This is a genomic window from Paenibacillus sp. LHD-38 (assembly GCF_031157315.1).
In the GTDB taxonomy this organism is placed as follows: domain Bacteria; phylum Bacillota; class Bacilli; order Paenibacillales; family Paenibacillaceae; genus Pristimantibacillus.
In genome coordinates this window covers 1-20,967 of sequence record NZ_JAVIFU010000042.1, presented here as the reverse complement: position 1 = coordinate 20,967, position 20,967 = coordinate 1, and the positions used below count along the sequence as shown (strand labels likewise).

Annotated in this window: 12 protein-coding genes and 2 pseudogenes; 12 read left to right on the top strand and 2 right to left on the bottom strand. The window is 46.3% G+C overall.

The features are described from left to right. The first annotated feature begins 73 nt into the window (after positions 1-73). Positions 74-805 (top strand): MFS transporter, encoded by a 732-nt coding sequence (locus RCO25_RS26425; RefSeq protein WP_308999068.1) that lies wholly within the window; start codon positions 74-76, stop codon positions 803-805. A 213-nt stretch (positions 806-1,018) separates the two neighbouring features. Next, positions 1,019-1,783 carry an SDR family oxidoreductase gene (locus RCO25_RS26420; protein WP_308999067.1) on the top strand — a complete coding sequence of 255 codons (765 nt, stop codon included), beginning with the start codon at positions 1,019-1,021 and terminating at the stop codon, positions 1,781-1,783. A 286-nt stretch (positions 1,784-2,069) separates the two neighbouring features. Here the strand turns inward: RCO25_RS26420 and RCO25_RS26415 are convergent. Both RCO25_RS26415 and RCO25_RS26410 read right to left on the bottom strand, forming a co-directional pair. Then, positions 2,070-2,180, bottom strand: a pseudogene (locus tag RCO25_RS26415) (spore germination protein); the annotation flags it as partial. Positions 2,181-2,477: 297 nt separating this feature from the next. After that, the gene (locus RCO25_RS26410; RefSeq protein WP_308999090.1) at positions 2,478-3,908 is read right to left on the bottom strand and encodes an IS4 family transposase; all 1,431 of its coding nucleotides are present in this window, start codon (positions 3,906-3,908) and stop codon (positions 2,478-2,480) included. Between the two features lie 596 nt (positions 3,909-4,504). On the opposite strand from RCO25_RS26410, the gene RCO25_RS26405 reads away from it, so the two are divergent. From RCO25_RS26405 to RCO25_RS26360, 10 genes and pseudogenes are all read left to right on the top strand, one after another. After that, a complete protein-coding gene (locus RCO25_RS26405; RefSeq protein WP_308999066.1) occupies positions 4,505-6,316 on the top strand; it encodes an RCC1 domain-containing protein in 1,812 nt (603 codons plus the stop codon). 405 nt (positions 6,317-6,721) lie between these two features. Beyond that, on the top strand, positions 6,722-7,117 hold the full coding sequence (locus tag RCO25_RS26400; protein WP_308999065.1) for an ATP-binding protein: 396 nt from the start codon (positions 6,722-6,724) through the stop codon (positions 7,115-7,117). A 328-nt stretch (positions 7,118-7,445) separates the two neighbouring features. Continuing rightward, on the top strand, positions 7,446-10,988 hold the full coding sequence (locus RCO25_RS26395; RefSeq protein WP_308999064.1) for a DUF5722 domain-containing protein: 3,543 nt from the start codon (positions 7,446-7,448) through the stop codon (positions 10,986-10,988). Positions 10,989-11,568: 580 nt separating this feature from the next. Beyond that, positions 11,569-12,510 (top strand): IS4 family transposase, encoded by a 942-nt coding sequence (locus RCO25_RS26390; protein ID WP_308999063.1) that lies wholly within the window; start codon positions 11,569-11,571, stop codon positions 12,508-12,510. A gap of 132 nt (positions 12,511-12,642) precedes the next feature. Continuing rightward, positions 12,643-12,993, top strand: a complete 351-nt coding sequence (locus RCO25_RS26385) for a hypothetical protein (protein ID WP_308999062.1) — start codon at positions 12,643-12,645, stop codon at positions 12,991-12,993. A gap of 287 nt (positions 12,994-13,280) precedes the next feature. Then, a complete protein-coding gene (locus RCO25_RS26380; RefSeq protein ID WP_308999061.1) occupies positions 13,281-14,996 on the top strand; it encodes a hypothetical protein in 1,716 nt (571 codons plus the stop codon). 53 nt (positions 14,997-15,049) lie between these two features. Continuing rightward, entirely contained in the window at positions 15,050-17,431 is a 2,382-nt protein-coding gene (locus RCO25_RS26375; RefSeq protein WP_308999060.1) for an alpha-L-rhamnosidase-related protein, read from the top strand. A gap of 141 nt (positions 17,432-17,572) precedes the next feature. After that, entirely contained in the window at positions 17,573-18,703 is a 1,131-nt protein-coding gene (locus RCO25_RS26370; protein ID WP_308999059.1) for a GntR family transcriptional regulator, read from the top strand. A 248-nt stretch (positions 18,704-18,951) separates the two neighbouring features. Beyond that, positions 18,952-20,619 carry an ABC transporter substrate-binding protein gene (locus tag RCO25_RS26365; RefSeq protein ID WP_308999058.1) on the top strand — a complete coding sequence of 556 codons (1,668 nt, stop codon included), beginning with the start codon at positions 18,952-18,954 and terminating at the stop codon, positions 20,617-20,619. Between the two features lie 106 nt (positions 20,620-20,725). Further along, positions 20,726-20,967, top strand: a pseudogene (locus RCO25_RS26360) (ABC transporter permease); the annotation flags it as partial.

Below are 20,967 nucleotides of genomic sequence, written 5' to 3'. Positions count from 1 at the left end.
TGACAAAGCCCCGGTTCCGGGGCTTTGTTTCGTAGAGTAGGCAGTAAAATGAGTGGATTGAGGTATGAAATAGATGAAGATCGCCTTAGCTTCGCTCTGGTTCTTTGCAGTGGTCAATGCAATTGCATTTTTAGCCATTCTCATTTTTGTTCCGACTATGCCAGTAAAGGAAAAACTATCCTACGGGGCACAGTTAAGCGTCCTGAAAAAACCTCTAGTCTGGTTAAGCATTTTGACTGTCGTTTTTATTAAATCAGTGATGTATGCCGTTTATAGTTTCTTCGCCGAGTATCTAGATACAATCACTCACATGTATGGAAAACAAATCAGTCTCATGTTGGTTTTATTCGGTGTAACCGGTATTGCAGGCAATCTGCTGGCTGGTAAATTGCTTAGCAATAAAGCGATGCAAACAGCGCTCGTGTATCCATTTGTCTTCGGAGCGATTTATCTGCTTGTGTATTACTTGGGGAATTTCTCAATTCCAATGGTGCTTATTATCGCGGTATGGGGCGTTCTTTTCACTCTCGGACTCAATATATCTCAATACTGGATTACTTCTGCAGCTCCAGAAGCACCTGACTTTGCTAACGGGTTGTTTGTTGCCTTTGCGAATCTAGGCGTAACGGTCGGTACGTTAATTGGCGGGTCATTTATAGCAGGCATGGGGACTCATTATGTTATTTGGGGCGGCTTATTATTCCTGGTGTTTGATCTAGTGTCCATTGCGCTAAGAATTTCGCTTTATAGTTCAAAAAGAGTGAGATCTAATCAATGCCCAGCAAATGGAGCGTATAGCCAATAACATAAGATTTTTCCTTAGCGGTACTCCTAGCAAAGGAAATCTATTCAGACAAGAAGATTCACTTGAAGAGGCATATGCAGAACTGGAAGGGATACTTTGTTATTGATCCGAATTTTTGGTTCCAAGAATTAGAGAGCAACATTACAAAATAAACCTTGTGTTATAACTATTATCAAATAGGGAAGTACCTATTAAACAAGAGGAGATGGGAATATGAGTAAGTTGAAGGGCAAGGTTGCATTAGTTACGGGCGCAAGCCGAGGTATTGGACGTGCTGTTGCGATACGCTTGGCGCAAGAAGGTGCATTAGTAGCCGTTCATTATGGCAAGAACCGGGATAATGCAGAAGAAGTAGTTCGTGAGATTGAGCGGAGCGGAGGGTCCGCGTTCACGCTCGGTACGGAACTGGGTTCATCAAATGGTGTAAAGGTTCTTTTTGAAGCATTGGATGAAGCATTGAAAGAACGCACGGGTGACACTTACTTTGACATTCTAGTAAACAACGCGGGGATCGCCCTAGCAGCATCCATCGAAGAGACTACGGAAGAAGCCTTCGACGAAATCATGACAATAAATGTGAAAGCACCGTTTTTCCTGACTCAACAAGCTCTGCCACGTTTACGAGACGAAGGTCGTATTATTAATCTGTCGTCCTCTATAACTAGAATTTCCCTGCCCGCCATTCCCGCGTATAGCATGACCAAGGGAGCAATCAATACACTAACGCTCGCCTTATCCAACCAACTCGGCCCACGAGGGATTACGATCAATGCAATCCAACCGGGATTCGTTGCCACGGACATGAATGCTGCTATGCTGCAGGATCCTGCGGGAAGGAAATTCGGTGCTGATTTTTCTATCTTTGGAAGATGGGGACAACCAGAAGATGTCGCAGATGTCGCTGCTTTTCTAGCCTCTCCTGACAGCCGCTGGGTAACCGGGCAATTGATTGATGCTAGTGGAGGATCCCATTTGTAAGTCATCAGGACTCTATGGTTACGGTAATTTGATTGATCTGTTTGTAGTTCAAAAAGTAGCATTGTCCGGTTCTTTTTTTGGGACCGGATATTAATGTTTAAGGGGAAAGTTAGGTAACATTAATTCACAGGAAATACTTAGGCTCTTTCTCGCGCTTCCGGATCGCATCCAGTTCGTCTTTTTGCTTCTTGCCGTTGGTCGAGCTTTTTATTAGATACGGGATGGCAGCGCGAATTAGTTTATCCATCGAGCCGAATCGCTTGCCTGCGAGGGGGCATTTGTAATGCGACGCGGATACAATTTCGGCCTCGACTGCTGCTGTACCGATAACCAGCGTTCCTACGATGGAAACCGACTGTGCGATCGCTTTCGGCATGCGTAAACTGGCTTCCCGCAGTTGGTATGCCCACAAGATTTGCGATTTATGGGATGATTGCTATGGCATTGTTTTCTGGAACAATAAAGGGGTGGGAGGACAAATTATTTGCTGTGGTGATCTTGAGCCTTCCTATCGTAATAAATTGGATATTTAAACTTCTAAAAGGGGTCCAGCCACATGCCCATCAAGCTAAGAACAAAGAAAAAGGAACGGATGCTACTGTCCGTCACTTGATCCAAATCAATTAGCTTAGTACTGGATTTTGTACAGACTTAAACAAGCCTTCGCCGTTTCATTTTTTGAAATTTAAAATTTCTAGGCAGCAGATCGTGATTTCTGTCTACACTCATAGACTACACCTAGAATGTCAAATACGGTTTTCTTCTCATACCGATGTGATTTACGTCCATTCATTTCAATCATCCGAAAGAGTTGGAGGAGCACTCGCTGGACATCATCCGCTTGTTTTTTCATGGCATCACGTAGAGAAAGTAAATATTCTTTTAAGATACAGATTACTTTAAATTCACTGGCTTCTTTCTTTTTTTTCATTAGCAAAAGCCTGCGCATCTGAAACATGAGAGTAGAACTAAGCAAAATGGCGATCAACTGCCCATATACATGACATTCAAATCGTTCAGTTTTGATTGGCTTACACCGGTCAATATGGAAGATGGATTTCCACGTTTTAAATAAAATCTCGATTTGCCAGCGTAGGGAATACAGGTCATGGACTTGCTCTTTTTTTAAGTAGATATCAGGGGCATTGGTCATGTAGATATTGATGGCACTTAAACGCTTTGTTCGTTCTTTATAGGTTATGTTTTTCTTTTTCTCCTGTTTAGCACGCATCAGGAGCCGCTTTTGAGTCTGTTCTTCTGTAAGTTTGCAAATGAGAAGCCGCGTGCGAAATTTTTTATAGAGACCCAGATACACTTCGGGAAGTTCTACTATTTCTCCGGATTGAAGACGATTCATAATAGCTTCCAAAACGATTTCTTTGTACAACGATTGCTTTTTTACCTTGCCATCTTTGAATTGTTCAACTTCCTTATTTTGTTCATATACGCGGACATTCAATTTTAACCGCGAAACATAAAAAGCTCCACGCTGCTCCATTTCTTCGAAGTCTTCTAAACAAAAGTAGCCCAAATCTCGAATACAAAGATCGTTCATTTCCACCGTTTTCGCTCGTTTTGAACCATATAAACCATCGTTGTTTTTTCCGGGGCCAACATCCACTTGTAAGAATTCTCCGGTTTTTAGCTCGTATTCGAGTTGAATTTTCATACCAGCCGTATGATAACTTCCTCCGGAACCCTGGTAACGGTCGGCATAGGGATCTGGTAGTTGAAAAACAGTCGAATCCAGAATACGGATTCGATGAAAATAGGAGTTGCATTCACAAGGCAGCGAGAAGGAAGTCGAGATTTTTTCTTGGAGAAGCGTTGAAAAAAGGGATTGAAGGAAGGCAACTGCAGAAGGATTGAACCGCTGGTTCAATCCTTCTGCGCTCATCGAAAGATGATTGGAGGCATCCAGTTGGCTACATAATCTTGCGAGGGGAGTCATCGATACATGATCATTTAAAAAGACACATAAGGAAACCAAATCCTGCGCGGTATATTTGCTTTTTCGTTGGACGAATCCAGCTTTTCTTGCGAGCTCCTCAAGTTGGGTAGAAGAAAAATGATGTTGAAGCTGTTGAGCTAGTAAATGCATTTCTTCGCTGATAGAAAGTGGAATATAATTCATGGAAAACCATCCTTTCTATGGAATTATGCTTGATATAGAAAGGATAGCCTATTTTCCCATTTTGGGGTATAGATTCTTCTTAGCTTGATGGGCATGGGGTAATACCAGCGTCGCTGACACCAGGGGCAAATGTATGGATTAAATTGGGAATTTATTTATAACCTCGTTGTATTTCGAATTGTGCATCGGTGATTACCAGCGGGGAGATATATGGAAAATCAAGGATAGACGGCAGAGAAAAATGATCGGGCGAGTAATTGCGAGTTAAGAAATCGCTCCTTGTTCATAAGTTTCACCCGTTATTTGTTTCGTTGCGTTGTTAAACATGACATACACATGTACTTACAGTATAACTTAATAACAACAAACATTATCCAGTAGTATCATTTATCGCAAGCTATTTTCAAGACTGCCAATTTCCATGCGTCCAAAATTATTGATAATAAAGTGCTGTTGGGACAATCTTTAGTCTTTTATCTTTACCCTCTGTTATGATAATTGCACCAGATTAATAGTGCAACGGGCAGATCAATAGGTTTCCGTAATATGGTAGATTTAATGTAGATCAAAGATAGGAGTGAAGATTGATGAAACGGCGGTTTATGCTTTTGGTTTACGGGTTTCTGATGCTAACGCTGCTTGTTCCCTTTCAGGCAGCAGCCGCTGAGGCCGGTTCCGCGGTGGCAACAGAGAATATGAAATCGGGTGTAACGATGGTTGCAGGAGGAGGGCATCATACTCTCGCTCTAAAACAGGACGGAACGGTTTGGGCGTGGGGAAACAATGTATATGGCCAACTCGGCGATGGAAGTACGACAGACGGTTATACTCCGGTTCAAGTGCAGGGTCTCGAATCGGTTGTCGCCATCACTGCGGGTAGTGAGCATAGTTTGGCACTCAAAAGCGACGGAACCGTCTGGGCATGGGGAAGCAATAAATTTGGCCAACTCGGCGATGGAACCACAAATGATCGATTAACTCCCGATCAGGTGAAAGGTCTCAGTTCGGTAGTGGCGATTGCAGCGGGATCTTGGCATAATTTGGCACTCAAAAGTGACGGGACGGTTTGGGCGTGGGGACTCAATGACGAGCCAACATATCAAGGTTCGATTCCCGTTCAGGTGCAGGGTCTCGATTCGGTAGTCGCCGTAGCTGCGGGTTATAGCCATAGTTTGGCAGTCAAAAGTGACGGGACGGTTTGGGCGTGGGGAGCCAATCACGATGGTCAACTCGGTGATGGAAGTACCGATTGGGACCAGTATCGTTTGAATCCCGTTCAGGTGAAGGATCTCGGTTCGGTAGTAGCCGTAGCTGCGGGATATTACCATAGTTTGGCAGTCAAAAGCGATGGAACCGTTTGGGCGTGGGGAGACAATAGCAGTGGTCAACTCGGCGATGGAAATAAGACATACTCTTCTTACAACACTCCCGTTCAAGTGGAGAGTCTCAGTTCGGTAGTCGCTATTGAAGCAGGCTATTCGCATAGTTTAGCGTTCAAAAAAGATGGAACTGCCTGGGCGTGGGGCTTTAGCAGTGGGATTGGCGATGGAACGACATACAGTTACACTCCCGTTCAAGTGCAAGGTCTCAGTTCGGTGGCAGCCATCGCTGCGGGCTCTGGTCATAGTTTGGCAGTCAAAAGCGACGGAACCGCCTGGGCATGGGGATGGAATCGCCAGGGACAACTTGGCGATGGAACAACGACAGACCGTTATATTCCCGTACAAGTTGCCAATCCTGAAGCGCCACAGTGGCCTGCAGGCGAAGTGCTAACGGTTACCGACGTGACCTATAACAGCGTAAAGCTGAATTGGCTTCCGGCCACGGATGAAACGGGTGTAGACAAGTACTTGGTATACCAAGATAATACGCTGCTTGATACCCTGAACGGGGACGTGAACAGCTATGAAGTGAAGGGGCTGTCTCCAAATTCGTCCTACCTCTTTTCTCTAGTCGCCATCGATGCCTATGACAACCAAAGTGTGAAACAAGAAGTGACGGTCACTACCGCATATACGGCTCCTTTTCAGCTTTCCGATTCCAAAACTTATTCCTACGGCGGATCCAATTATGAGTTTTTGTTATATTACGGGTACATTTCGTCCTCAGGACAAGAGTTGAGTGGATCTTGGAGCCCCCCTGAAGGTTTCCATGGAGTCGTTAAGGTCTCCATGGCTTCCCCGGAAGGGGAAGATTATGACCTTAGTCTGGAGACCGTGGTCGATGGTAACCGATTGCCGGAAGATACGACGTTACTCACAAATGTTACCGAATACAGTGCTACCGAGGTGCCCGGAGGTTACAGAGCAGAGTGGAGAGTTAAGGGACATACTGGCAATGATTATAGTCGGGATAAGAAGGTTTTCGTCTATGTGAGCATCAAATATGACAATCACTGAAGATATTGCTATGTTTACGGAAACTTAATGGCCGCGGGATCGCCCCGCGGCCTTTTTTACACCCCGGAAAACCACCGGATTCCATTCGGAATTTTTAACGGGATTGGATGAAAGCCCCCTCTAAAAAACACTCCTTTGTTTTTTGCTTTTGTCCTCGGCATGGCAAATGGAGCATACGTAATTAATGTCATAGCATGGGTTTACGGCACTTGGTTGGCAGGACCCCAGTCTAATCGGTGAAAACACATCCCCGCTTATTGGGGTCACACCACTGCCCATCAATCTAAGTAAATTAATACACCCCCAAAACGAAAAAAGCTATCCTTTATTATTAAAAAGAATAGCTTTTTTCGTTTTGGGGGTATTCGAATATTTTAGCTTGATGGGAATGTGGCGGGACCCCATATGCAGAACGTGCAGATCGTCGAGGAACGATGCGGGGACGACCTGCAGGTAACCGGGGATCGGGCGAAGTTCCGCCAAGCCTTGATCAACCTGTGCAAAAACAGCATTGAAGCCATTCCGAATGGCGGGATGCTGACGATAGAGACGAAGCTGCACGCAGGAGGCCAGGTCATCTGCATTCGAGACACCGGCATCGGCATGACCAAGGAACAGCTGAGCCGGTTAGGGACGCTCTTCTTCTTCACGAAAGAGAAAGGGACCGGGCTCGGCACCATGGTATTCTTCTCGATCCTTCGGACCATGCGGGGCGATGTCGAAACCAAGAGCGAGCCGGGGAAAGGAACGGCATTCACGATCTCGTTCGCCAATGAAGAGAAGCGGAGCCGAGTGCGATGAAAGTGAGCGGTCACAGCTATTCGCGCGCGATAAGTCGGTCTATGTGAATAACGCACAGCCTCGCTGGCTGGGCTGTGCGTTTTTATTTGCGTTTATAAGGGGAAGGTGAAGGAATAATTTCTCAATCTGCACAAGATTAGGGTTGTTCTAGTATACCAATTATTGTATAATGTATACGTTACAATGAATATTTGATGGTTTGGGGGTGGTTAAAAGTATAATCATCTTAATTATGATCTTTGTAACAATTAAGAATTCTTTATCAGTTTGCGTAAGACACCAAGCAATTGACGAAGTGAAAAATGCATGTAATGGAGGTCAGTCAAGAATGAGAAGACGCGTGAAGTTTACCTCGGGGGCAATTGCCGCCGCGCTTTTGCTCCAGCTTCTATTCACTGCTGCAACCGCTTTCGCAGGTCCTTATGACCCGGATTTGCAGCAGTCCAGCCATGTATCTGTCGGATCGGAATTTTACCCTGATGTGATTATCAATGATTTCAATACGGCATCTCAGGTGGCGATGTGGCAGAAAGGCGTCAACACCAAAGCGATTGATTATACGACCTTCCTTCTGAACGGCCCTGGCGGACCATTCGAAGGGTCAGGAACGTTGGAGCAGACACCGGAGAAAGTGAAGGCCTACGAATGGAGAACAATTTACCGCGACTTCTCCACGCCGCTCGATCTGTCCGCCCAACGGTATCTCGCCTTTGCAGCCGACTCTTGGGGATGGCAGGCAACGGGATACTTTATGAAGGTGCGTCTCTACAGCGGGGAAGACGTCTATGAATCCATTGCCAAGACAAACAGCGACCGGTGGTCCCGCGTCTTTATCGACATATCACCTTGGGAGCAACGCAATGCAATTACGAAGATGGAAATCTCCTTCGTGCTGAACTTCGATCTGGAAGGACTCAGCCCAGGCGCGCCCGGCTATGATTTCTGGGACGGCAAGTTCCAGATTGATTACATTATGGCGACCAAAACGATGGATATGAGATTTTCCCGTGACGGTGATTCAGAAGGATTCATCGCCAGCGAAGGAACGTTATCCACCGCCGGAGGCAAAGCAACCTTCGGAATCGGCGGCGCAGGCGCATATGTTGAATCCCCCGTACTGCATATCGATACGGAAACCCGGAACGGCGTGTCGGTCAACCTGGACAACCATACTGCCGGATCCAAGGTGAAGATGTCCTGGATTACCGAAAGCGATCCGTCATGGGACGATGCGAAGTCCAAGGAATTCGACATTGAACCGAACGCAAGCACGCAGACGATCGACTTCAATATGTCGGACATGGCGGGCTGGTCAGGCATGATCAAGCAGTTCCGTATCTCTGCTCCGGCTGACAGCGGTTCGGTTGCGTTCGATGAAATCCGCTTTAAGAAGTTCCCGCCTGCCCAGAAGCCATACGAAGGTAAAATTACGGCTTCCGTTATCAATGACGGCGGCGGCATTACGATTGCCGGCACGGTGAAGCCGGAGTTCTTGGCCGCACATGCGGAAGACAAGCTCGCGATCTTCGAGCTTCCTACGTATGCTGATGCTGCTAACCTGACGGGCTATGCCCCGCTTGCCGATCAGGATATCGCAGCGGAGTTCTCCTTCGATCTGGACCTTAAGGACGGCAGCCATAACCGGCTCTACTCCAAGTTCGCTGTCGCTTCGCGCAACGCGGCGGGAGAGTACACCTTGGTTGATGCACCGCACTATATTACGAATGCCGAGAAGCTGGCACCGAATCAGGAGCCGTTCCCGGAAGCGAAGAGCATTAAAGGTCTTCAAGTGCAGATGACGGACGACGCCGAGGAGCTTGGCGTCAGCCATGCGGCCATCAACGTCTCTTATAATGCCATGCTCTATGCTGCGAACAGCAATCCTAGCAATACCATTCCGTATGTGGTCGATGGCGAGACGTTCTATTTCAAGAAGAGCGCGGTCAATGGCTTGGATTCGCAAATCAAGAGCTTGTCTGACAATGATACGATTGTCAACTTGATTCTGATCATGTACCGCGACCTGCCGGCGGATACGCCTAACGCGCAGCTCATTCATCCGGATTCCCAGCCGGGCGGAATTGTGTATGCGTTAAATACGCAGAACGAGGTTGGCGTCAAATACGTCAAGGCCATCACGACGTTCCTTGCCGAGCGCTATTCACGGCCGGATGAAGCTTATGGCCAGGCAGTCGGTTTCATCGTTGGTAATGAGGTCGGCCAGAACCAAGTGTGGAACAACATGGGGCCCAAGACGGTCGATAAGTATGTGCGTGAATATACGCAGACGCTGCGTCTGATCGATACGATCGTGAAGAGCCGTTATGCGAATGCGCGGTCGTATATCTCTCTGGACCATTTTTGGAACGAAGAAATTTCTATGGAAGCGCTCTGGAAGTACGACAATAAAGTCATTGTCGATATGCTGAACAAGCTGGCGAAGGAAGAAGGCAATTTCAATTGGAACATGGCCTTCCATCCGTATCCAGAGAATCTGTTCGATGCGAGATTCTGGAATGATTCTACTCCTACGAACGACTTTAACACCGTTCGGATTACATTCAAGAACCTGCAGGTGCTCGTGCAATACTTGCAGCAGCAAGACTATCAGTACGAAGGGAATATGCGCCGGATCATTTTGTCCGAGCAGGGCTTGAACAGCATGACCGACTCTCAGCCGGATCAGCTTATTCAAGCGGCTGCCTACGCATACGCCTATTATAAGATCAAGTTCCTCGACGGCATCGATTCGTTCATCCTGCACCGTCATGTCGATCATGAGCAGGAGGGCGGATTGAATCTGGGGCTGTGGAGGGTCTTGCCGGGCAGCATCGCTAACCCGCTCGAGCATAAGAAGGTGTACGATGTCTTCAAATATATCGATACCGATCAATCGCTCGCGGTAACGGACTTCGCGAAGTCGGTCATCGGTATTGCGAATTGGGAGGATGTCATACCCGGTTTCGATCCTTCGAAGCTGGCCGACCGGAACGTGCCGGCCGTCAACGGCGTTTCCTTAGTGAAGAAGGGCAATAATCCTCTGCAGCTGGAAGGCTTCGAGAACGGAACGGGCGGCTGGTATGCCGCGGACAATGCGCAATCGATCGAGACTACGGATCAGGACGCCTATTCGGGCAACCATTCGCTCAAGGTGAAGTTCAGCGATTACTCCGCGCTGAAATGGAAGGGGGCGGATGTGAGATTCCCGCAGCCGCTCAATGCGGTAGGCGCGCCGAATCTGACGATGACCGTCAAGGTTCCGGATGCCGATGCGAACAAAACCTACTATGCCAAAGTGAAGGTATACAGCGGGAAGAACATTACGGAAGGCACGGCGGTCCTTGATCCCCTGAACTGGAATCACGTCTCCTTGAACTTGACAGATTGGAGCGGCGCAGGCGCCATCGACCGGATCAAAGTATGGGTAAGGTCGACGTCTCCGACAGGCTGGACGGGATCGTTCCTGATCGACGACGTCGGATTCCATAAAACCGTTGCGCCGGTCGGCGGTTACAGGAATATCGCCATCGATGCGAAGCTGTTATCTTCGAAACTGGAAGCCGGAGCGCAGATCGAAGTGAAAGTCACCAATCATGACGAGATTGCGATAAACGGTGAAATTGCCGTTTCGGGCGAAGGGAACATCGTCTTCGACCGGTCCGCGCTTCAAACGGGCGGCATCAGAACCGGGGAGAGCAAGACGTTCGTACTCACCGTGAACTCGTACACGCCTCCATCCGAAGGCGCGGTCAAAGCGGTATTCACTTATCAAGAACGGACAATCTCAAAAATATTGGATACCGTTAAAAACACGGGCGAAGGCAATCTTCCGGAGAACGAGAAGCTAGAGGGACAGGCGTCCTTTGAATAGGCGTTTGGAGAAAAAGTAAAGCTGATTTCGGCCAACCGTCCGGAACGGATCGGTCACCGCAGCCTGGAACGCCAGCGGCAACGGGCCTCCCCACGGTGAGGCGAGCGAGTGGTTCCGAAGCGACAGCGGAGATGGAAGCCAGGCATAGTTGAATTTATTGCTTGATTCAAAGTTGGGCAAACTAACGCGGTGGGCCTGATCGACCGGCTGCCGATGCAACCTGATCCGGTTTAGATAAGGAAAGCCGCTTCGCTAGAGTGGCTTCCCGGTCCCGGCTGCGCTCTTTAGAGCTTTCCCCATCACAGCCTTTTATGACTCGATAGGCGTATCCGGCGTTACTGTCGCCGCTCGCTTCCGCTGACGGAAGATGAGCGGCGATTTCTTGTATATGTACAAATAGCATCGGATCATGGGAGCGAGATTTTATGGAGGGACCACAAATGCGGCAGCTATCGGGGTGTCATCTTCTTTAGGATATAGTAATTATGTATATACAAGTGTAAGTCATGGTAGCCAGAAAATCCTTTACAATGGAATGGCAGGTAGCTCCTGTCCATAATCCACCGAAAGGATTACACGCATGGACAAGGATACCCTATTTTCTTCATTTGGTAAATGGCTAGCGCCTATTTGTACGAAAATGTTCATAGATCGAGTGACCGAAACCGCTCAAGATAAATACGTCAAAAAGCTCACAACACTGGCATACTTCAAACTCATTCTTCATGCAAAACTGCAAGGACGCGACGGACTTCGGGACATTGCAGACGACGTTTTATGCGAAGAATTACAGAAAGAGCTTGGACTGAAATCGATATCGGTCGCGCAAATTTGTCGGAAACATAATCAAGTCGACCCCGCCTTGCTCGAACAGGTTTTTGTGTCATTGGTCGAGCGTATTCACTCGCAATCGCGTCTTTCTGCTATTCGAAGGGATTTCAAAATCATTGATTCCACAACGATTCTGCTTTGTTTGCAAAAATTCAAGTGGGCAAAATTTCGCAAGACAAAGGCTGGCATTAAGGTTCACACGCGTATCGCCTTTGTGAATGAGCAAGACGTTTATCCAGATAAGGTCACGATAACGCCAGCGAAAGACAACGACAGAACCCAAATGGACGCGCTCATTGACGAAGAAAGCGTCACGTATGTGTTTGAACGAGGATACGTCGATTACGCCGCCTATGACCGCAATTGTGAGAATGACATTTCCTTCGTTATGCGTCTGAAGAAAAATGCCGTAATTGAGCCGTTACATACGTATGATTTGCCACAAGGCAGCAAGGTTTCACTCGATGAAAAAGTTCAAATTGGAACGCAGCAAAAACGCATGAAGCATCCACTGCGTATGATTCAAACAGAGGATTCGGAAGGCAATATGCTATTTCTAATCACGAATCGCTTTGATCTATCCGCCGATGAAATCGGTGAGATGTATCGCAGTCGCTGGGCCATCGAAACGTTCTTCAAGTGGATGAAGCAGCACATAAAACCTTCTACGGCACTAGTGAAAACGCAGTGATGAATCAAGTCTGGATCGCACTCATCGCGTTCTGCTTACTGACACTGATCAAGCAAGAATAGCAAAGTATACAACCTCTCGAGTGTAGCACGTCCGATTCAAGGCGATTTTGTTCAGTTGCCAGTATTTTTTATGAATAGACCTTTAGATGCTAGTCTGGATGATATTTACTACCGTACGACCGCATCCGGTTCTTGGACGAAATATCTGGGTGCGGACCGGCATTGGGGAGCTTCACCAAGTAGTTCAAATTACGCTTATGAGCTGCTGATCGGTAATGATGATCCTGTGAACGGATATGCATTAGTACTTAGAACGACCGCAACCGGCGTAACGGTTCAATACAGACTGTTTAATCAAACAGGGAGCAATATATTTGGTATAGCTATGCAGAAGGATGTTGATGCAGGAACATACGAGGCGGTATTGGGACCATCGGCTTTACCAGCAAGGGACATAACGACTGAATTTTATATTCATTAATCGTTCTGGCAGCGTGCATACTGCGACAGGCAACGAAAAGGACTGCTGCGCCTAGACTAGGGCAGGCTGTCCTTTTTTTGTCGAAAAGGTAACCTCTTGATAAATATACTGGTATTAACTCGAGTATATTTAGTTGAAATTAAATTAAATTAAGTATATTATTAATTAAGTAAAGAATACTTTGTTGAATGAAAAATGGAGCTAAAAAATAGTAACTTAATTCATGGATTGTAGAACTGTTGTTATAAGAAGTGAGCTTGCATCTAAATTGAGGGGAGGAAATCAAGATGTACAATAGAGATGATCTCCATTTAGTCGATCAATGGGGAGGGATTGACGGTCTTGGAAGAGAGCTTCCGTCAAGGGAGGAAGCAGGCCCGGTACGCCCTGATCGTTACGTAGGTCTATTTTATTTTCTTTGGTTGGGACAGCATGGGACATCAGGCCCTTATGACAACACCCATATCATTGCTAATTGGCCAGAGGCTGTACATGATCCGGAACATCCGGCTTGGGGTCCTCCGAGCTCATTTCACTTTTGGGGTGAACCCTTGTATGGCTATTACTTAAATGATGATGCATGGGTGCTTCGCAAGCATGTACAAATGCTGACGAGTTCCGGTATCGATTTTCTTGTGTTTGATACTACAAATCAAGTCATTTACAAGGAAGTCTATGATGTCCTGTTCCAGATCATGGATGATATTTATAGACAGGGTTTCAAAGTGCCTCAATTTGTTTTTTACACCAATACGGAATCCGGCAAGACCGTCTCGGAAATTTATGAGGATATTTATAAGCCAGGTCATTACGAGCATTTATGGTTTCGGTGGAAAGGAAAGCCTCTAATTATCGGCAATCCTGATGAATGTGATGAAGAACAACAGCAATTTTTCACATTCCGTTTGAATCAATGGCCTAATGAAGGCGCGAAGACGAATGGTTTCCCATGGATTGAATTTCAACGTCCGCAACGTGTTTTTTATAACGATGAGGGTCAGAAGGAAATCATTAATGTCTCTGTCGCGCAGCATCCAAGCGTCGCGATGAGTGATACGCCTTTTTATGGATATGGTGATAATTGGGGCAGAGATTATCATGATGGAATTGAGTCAGGGGAAGCGGGCTCGTCGTTTGATATGATAAATCAAGGGATGAATATCGCAGAGCAGTGGGAGTTCGCGCTTAAGGAAGATCCACAGATTGTATCCGTCACAGGATGGAATGAGTGGATCGCTATGCGATTAACGGGAACTGAGGAGCGTCCTGTGATGTTCGTCGATCAGGCGACGTTGAACTTCAGTAGAGACATCGAGCCCATGAAGGGCGGGTACGGTGACCTTTACTACATGCAATTAATCGGTTATATACGCCGGTTCAAGGGAATGTCGGAGCAAGGCAAAGACCACTTCCAACTGAATAAGCCACTCTTGATAGGACCAGATTTCAGCGCATGGCAGCAAGTTACTCAGCAGTACCGAGATTTTGCCGGAGACACAGTGCTTCGCGATCATCCCGGCTATGGAGACCTTCATTATACGAATGATACGGGGAGAAATGACTTTGTAACACTAAAAGCGGCACATACCGAGGAAAGTATCTACTTTTATGCACAAACGAAGGAACCGATTTCACCATTCACAGATCGGCACTGGATGATGCTTCTGATCCGTGTTAGAACGGAGAGCAGCAAGGGATGGGAAGGCTATCAATATATCATTAATAGGAACGTTATAAGTGATACAACAACTTGGCTAGAGCGGAGCACAGGCGGTTGGAATTGGCAGCCAATGGGAGAACTGCGGTACGCCTGCAAAGGGAATGAATTGCATCTTGAGCTTCCGCGCATTTTGTTGGGAATGGATGAGACGACCGAGGGGCTTTGGTTAGAGTTCAAATGGGTAGATTATATGCAGAATGAGGGTGAAATTACAGATTTCTTTCAATATGGCGATGTAGCGCCCGAAGGAAGATTGAACTATATATATAAACTTGTTAAATAAACAAAGAGTCAGTTAACAACTAATCTTTATGCTTAATTACGGGGGGGAACGTCATGATACAGGAAAGCTGGCAGGCGGAGTGGATCTGGGCAGCAGGAACCGCTCTCGATAACAATGTTTATGTAGAAGCTCGTAAAAGTTTTGATATACACTCGGCAGTCAACCAAGCGAAGCTGAGAGTTTCGGCTAATCAGTTCTATAAGTTATATGTGAATGGCGTTGAGGTTGGAAGGGGACCGACTCCTGCGGATCTTTCCTGGATTTCATTCGATACGTATGACGTATCCGATTATGTGCGAGAGGGAAGCAATGTCATAGCTGTTCTCGCACATAACTTCGGCAAGGATATGATTGTAACTGGACAATTGCAGGGGCCAGGCGGTGTAATTTGTCAGCTAGACTTATATGAGGAGGATGCGGTAGCAGGCAGCAGCATACGGACAATTGCGAGTAGTTCGGACTGGAAATGCAGACGTTCGCCGCGATGGAAGCCGGAAGTGAGCCGTCTCCATTACTGGGGTGGTTACCGCGAAATGATGGATCTCTCCCAAGAGGATGGATGGGAGCAACTGGATTATGAGGATGGTTCATGGCCATTTGCTATTACAGTGGCAGAAGCTGAGCAATCTGATTCTCCATGGCCTAGGCTATTGCCGCGTGAGCTCCCTTTCCTCAAGGAGACGCTTGTATCACCTGTTTCCGTTGTGTCCTCCGAGCCTTTTACAGGGGCAATACGAACACCAAAAGTGCCGTTGGCGAAGGAGCAGCGCGGAACGACAGAGTTCGTCATGATGGATGCGTCCGTACCAGGTTCTATTCCGCAAATCACTTATGACTTTGGTGCTGAAATCGTAGGTTATCCAGAACTGGAAGTGTTCGCAGAAGAAGGCGGTGTTTTGCAATTATTCTACGGGGAATCACTGGAATTAGCGCTGATGGACACTTACCTTCTTCGCAAGGGAAATAATCGATTGTCTCCGTTCGGGAGACGGGCGTTCCGTTATATGAAAGTTGCTGTAATGGCTACGCCTATTCCGATTGAAGTGAAAAGCTTGCAAGTTCGGTTCGTCCATTATCCATTCGTTGACAGGGGTAGCTTCCGTTGCAGCGATGAAAGACTGAACCAAATTTGGGAGACGGGTCGTTATACGACAATTGTTAACAGTCAGAATCATTTTGAAGATTGCCCGCACCGTGAGGGAGCGTTGTGGGTAGCTGATTCGGTGGTCATGGCCAAGGTAGTCTATCAAACTTTCGATGATCCAGCGCTCGTTCGCAAGTCATTATTGCAAGCAGCACGAATTCAAAATGAGGACGGCTCTATACCGGGAACGGGTCCACAGCATAATTCATTCCTGTTGCCTGATTTTTGTGCACATTGGCTCTTTGGTGTATGGGAGTATTATACCTACACGAAAGACACTGGATTTCTGCATGAGGTATGGCCTTATGTGAATAGACTCATTGATTGGTTTGCTGAACAGGAGGATGCATCGGGGTTGTTCGCAAGTGCGGACCGCGAAGGCTGGTGGTGTTTCATCGACTGGTCAGATGATATTGAACGAAAAGATCGCGTGACAGCCATTTCTTGCTTCTATTATAAATTTCTAATGACCTCAGCTTTAATGGCTGAAGAGTTGGGTGAAGGCGAAGCTGGTGCAGGTTTCCGGGAAAAAGCGCTTATTCTGCGTGAAGCCATTCGCAATCTGCTTCGAGTACCAGGTGAAACAATCTATGCGGACTGTCTAACTAGTGAAGGTTTATCGGCAAGTGTGACTGCACAGACTAATTTCGCTGCGGCGTGGTCAGGCATTATGGAAGAGGCAGAAGTGGCGGCCTTTGTTCAGGACTATTATTTGCAGGAGAGATTGCCTCGAATTCGCGGCGCGTTCTTCTACCATATCGTATTGGAGACGTTATTCCGCTACGGATTCGCGGAGGCTGCCATTACTCAAGTTCGTAATTATTGGGGATCCATGCTGGATAGAGGGGCTACAACTTGGTGGGAAACATTCGATCCTTCCCTGCCATTCGTTACGACGCCTAGTCCTTACTTAGGTCATACGCCTACTTACTTACATGACTCTATACCTGTTAGTTTATGTCATGGATGGGGAGCATCACCTACGTATTTGCTAAGTGAACAATTGCTTGGGGTTGATGTATCTGAGCTTGGTATTGGTGCCATTAAACTGCAGCCAATAGTCGTAACAGGCATTGAATGGGTAGAAGGAAATATTCCAACTCGACATGGTGATATACAAGCCGAGTGGAGAATCGGTAAGGACGGCGTGATCAAGTATAATGTAACCTTGCCGAAGGGGATCTCGTGGACAGCGCCTGGACTAGAGGAAATATCAGTAGTAACGGATGAAGAGAGAGTTCGAGTTACGGGTATTCTAGCTGTAATTGAAAGAGTGGAATGCTTGAACTAAATACTTGTATGAATGGGGCGGAATTGTACCCGTAATTGCAAAGGCAGTGCCTGACCGCTTCGGTCTGGCGCTGCCTTTTATCTTGCTTAAACCCTCACATTAAAGTATACTTAATTCAATTTAGTAAGGAGTGATGGTTTGATGGATATCGATAAGACAGACAAGACGGACAAGACTCCGATGTATCAATATATAATGAATGACATTAAACGCAAGATTAGTGCAGGAGAGCTTAAGCCGCATGATCCTCTTCCAACTCAAATTGAGTTAGCGAAGGAGTATAATACGAGTGAAATTACTTCCCGAAGGGCATTATCCGATCTTGTGCAGGAAGGTTTTGTTTACCGGGTTCGGGGCAAGGGGAGCTTCGTTAGTGAGAACCCCACTTCTACTGGAACGCAGAAGATTCGTACGATTTATTTCGCACATCGCAACTATGAAGTGAACACGTTTAACCACCCGTTCTTTACAGATATGTTTGAAGGGATCAAACAAGTATGTGATGAGAATGAGATCGCGTTCTATATATGGGATATGGGTGAGAATTACGAGCTTCCGGACGATCCCCATGCCGGTATTATCTTGTTGACTATGAGTGAGGAGTTCGATTTGACACGGCTTACAGCCTGGCAGGAAGAGAATCGGCGTATTTTAACGGTTCACTTCTATTACCCGCATTTGGGTATACCTTATGTCATCGTGGATAACCTTACAGGAGGGTATCTGGCTACTCAGCATTTGCTGTCTCTTGGGCACAAGCGAATTGGTGTTATATTGACCGGTAATTCTATAGTGGATTTAAACCAAGAGTTCTCTCTAAGGCTGCAGGGTTATCGTCTTGCCTTGTCACAGCATCAGTTGCCATTCGATTCTGATCTTATTGCTGTTATGGCTGGAGATCATGAACGAGTATTGATGGGAGAAGAAGGTTTCAGAGCGTTAATGGCGCTTCCGGATCCACCTACAGCTGTATTTGCCACAAGTGATTACAAAGCGATTGGCGCCATGAATGGTGCTAGAAGCTTGGGGATGAAAATTCCTGAAGAGATTAGTATTATAGGCTTTGATGATGTGAAGACAAGTGAGTATTCTTACCCAAGACTTTCGACTATTAACCAGAATACAAGAAAGCTAGGCGAACGTGCCGCAGAGATTCTCTTGTTCGATCTTAAGGATGGCGAGAATCGATTGGTGAAGGATGAGATCGTTCCCACACTCGTTTTGAGAGACAGTACAGCTCCGATTTCCCAAGCAAAAAGGCAAGTGAAATAGTGAATAATCAGGGCTCCCTAATATGCGGGAGCTTTTTTTGAATAAAAATAACGAGAAGTTAAATGATCCCCAAGCATACATTTACTACTGAAAAAGTTGTTGCAAAAATCTCCCTATAACAGTATACTTTGTATTGTAAAGTATACGAATTAAAAAGATCTATACTTTTCGACGGAGCGCCGCATTTTTTTAGAATCAGCATGGAAGCGCTTAATTTTCAAAAAAAATAAGGGCAAGGGGAGACTAACATGATCAAAAGAAAAGGATTTGCCATTCTCTTGAGCATCGTAATGCTGCTGTCCATATTGACGGCTTGCGCCAAAGATGATTCATCAGGGAAGAACGGTGGGAACAATGCCGCTGCAACCAAAGCGCCAGCCGACACAGAAACACCGGCAGGTACCGAAGCGCCAGCTTCCACGTTGACCGGTAACATTAACATCTCCTTAATGAATGCTTCGTCCTCGGTCTGGAATGCGGTTGCTAATGCTTATATGGCAAAAAATCCAGGTGTCAAGGTGAATGTGGATAATAAACCGCCTGATGGCTACAAAGAGTGGTTGACGGCTCAATTCGCAGCAGGCGAACCAAGTGTGGATATTGTGAATAATAACGAAGTAGGCGGATTAGTGAATGACGGTAAATTCACGAATTACTATCCATACTTTGATAAAACGAACAATTACACAGGTAAACCTTGGAGTGAAAGTTTTGATCTCAAAGCAATGGGCATTAACTTGGAAGGAGTAAGCACAGAGGATACTCTCTTCAATCTTAACTTCGAATCTGTACAAATTGTATGGATATACAATAAAGAGATCTTCCAAAAGGTAGGCATTACTGAACCGCCTAAAACGTTCAATGAGTTGATTGATGCTTTCAAAAAAGTAGAAGAAGCGGGATACACACCGCTAGCTCTTGCAGGCGATGCCAAATCGATGTGGAGCGGTCAAGCAGGCTGGTTGGTTCGTATCTATGCTGACCAATATTTGCGGGATTATATTAATGTAACTCGTTCCCAGGAACAAGACTTCTCATTCGTGCCTGGTATAGATGACACCTATACTTATGATCTAACTGATCCTTTTAATGACTCAAACAGCAATGTAACGAAAAACGAAATGAGACTATGGAAAGCGATTAAAGATAAAGAGGGTCCATTCAAAATCGCTGGAAATCCACAATGGAAAGCTTATTCAGAGAACTTGAAAACATTGTTTAACTATGTTCCTGAAGGCTTCTTCGGTGTTAAAGAGGAGCAAGCTTATAACCTCTTCTTAACTGGAAAGGCAGCAACAATGGTAGGTACGCCGGGATCTTACTGGCAATTGCCTAAAGACTTTGCTGATGAGGCGAAGACAGGTGCGAAAGGCGGCGTGAAGCCGTTTGAATATGGATTCTTCAATATGCCATCTATGGAAGGCCCAGAGGTAATGGCGCCTGCTCGCACCATTCAAATTCCGGTTGGCTTCTACGGTATCGTGAATAAGGATGCGAAACAAAATGAGTTGAATATGGACTTCATGATGTATATGACTAGTCCTGAAGGTTACCTCGTATATGCTGAGGCTACTCAGAATAGTTCTGATGCAGCTCTGTCTGGTGCACCAGCCCTTAAAGACATTGTGCTTCCTGATGAAATGAAATCTGCGTTCGCTGACTTTGAGCCGATCGGTAATACCGAGGGTTATAGCAGTGCAGCTAACAATCTTGCTCGCGGAATGTGGGATCATCAGCCATCCATTCAAGATTGGGTAGGTTTAGTGCAACGTTTCTTTGCTGGCCAAGTAACAACGGATCAATATTTGGAACAGCTTCAAGCTAATATTGATAAGTATATGGAACCTGCTATGAAAGAAATGAAACGAGAATTGTCCGACATAGAAAACCCAGAACGCAGACCGCCAGAACGTTAATGCGTTAGCTTCAATCTGCACAGGCGACTAGCCTGTGCAGATTTACCATTATTGATAAGAATATGGCATTTGCCGTCACAAGGACGGAAAGAAAGGGAGGACCATCATGAGAAAAAGCGCATGGATGTTTTTGGCATTACTACTGCTGCTAGGCGTTATCCCGCAGGCTGCTTTGGCTAAAGACAATTGGTCCATCGAAGGAGCAGGGAATATTACCTCCATATCAGTAGCGGAGGATGGCAAGCGTCTGGCAATTGGTACGCACAGTAATCAAGCTTTAATGTATGACGCAGATGGAAACCAACTATTTGAAGTGAAAACAGGCAATGTTGTCACAGGAGTTGAACT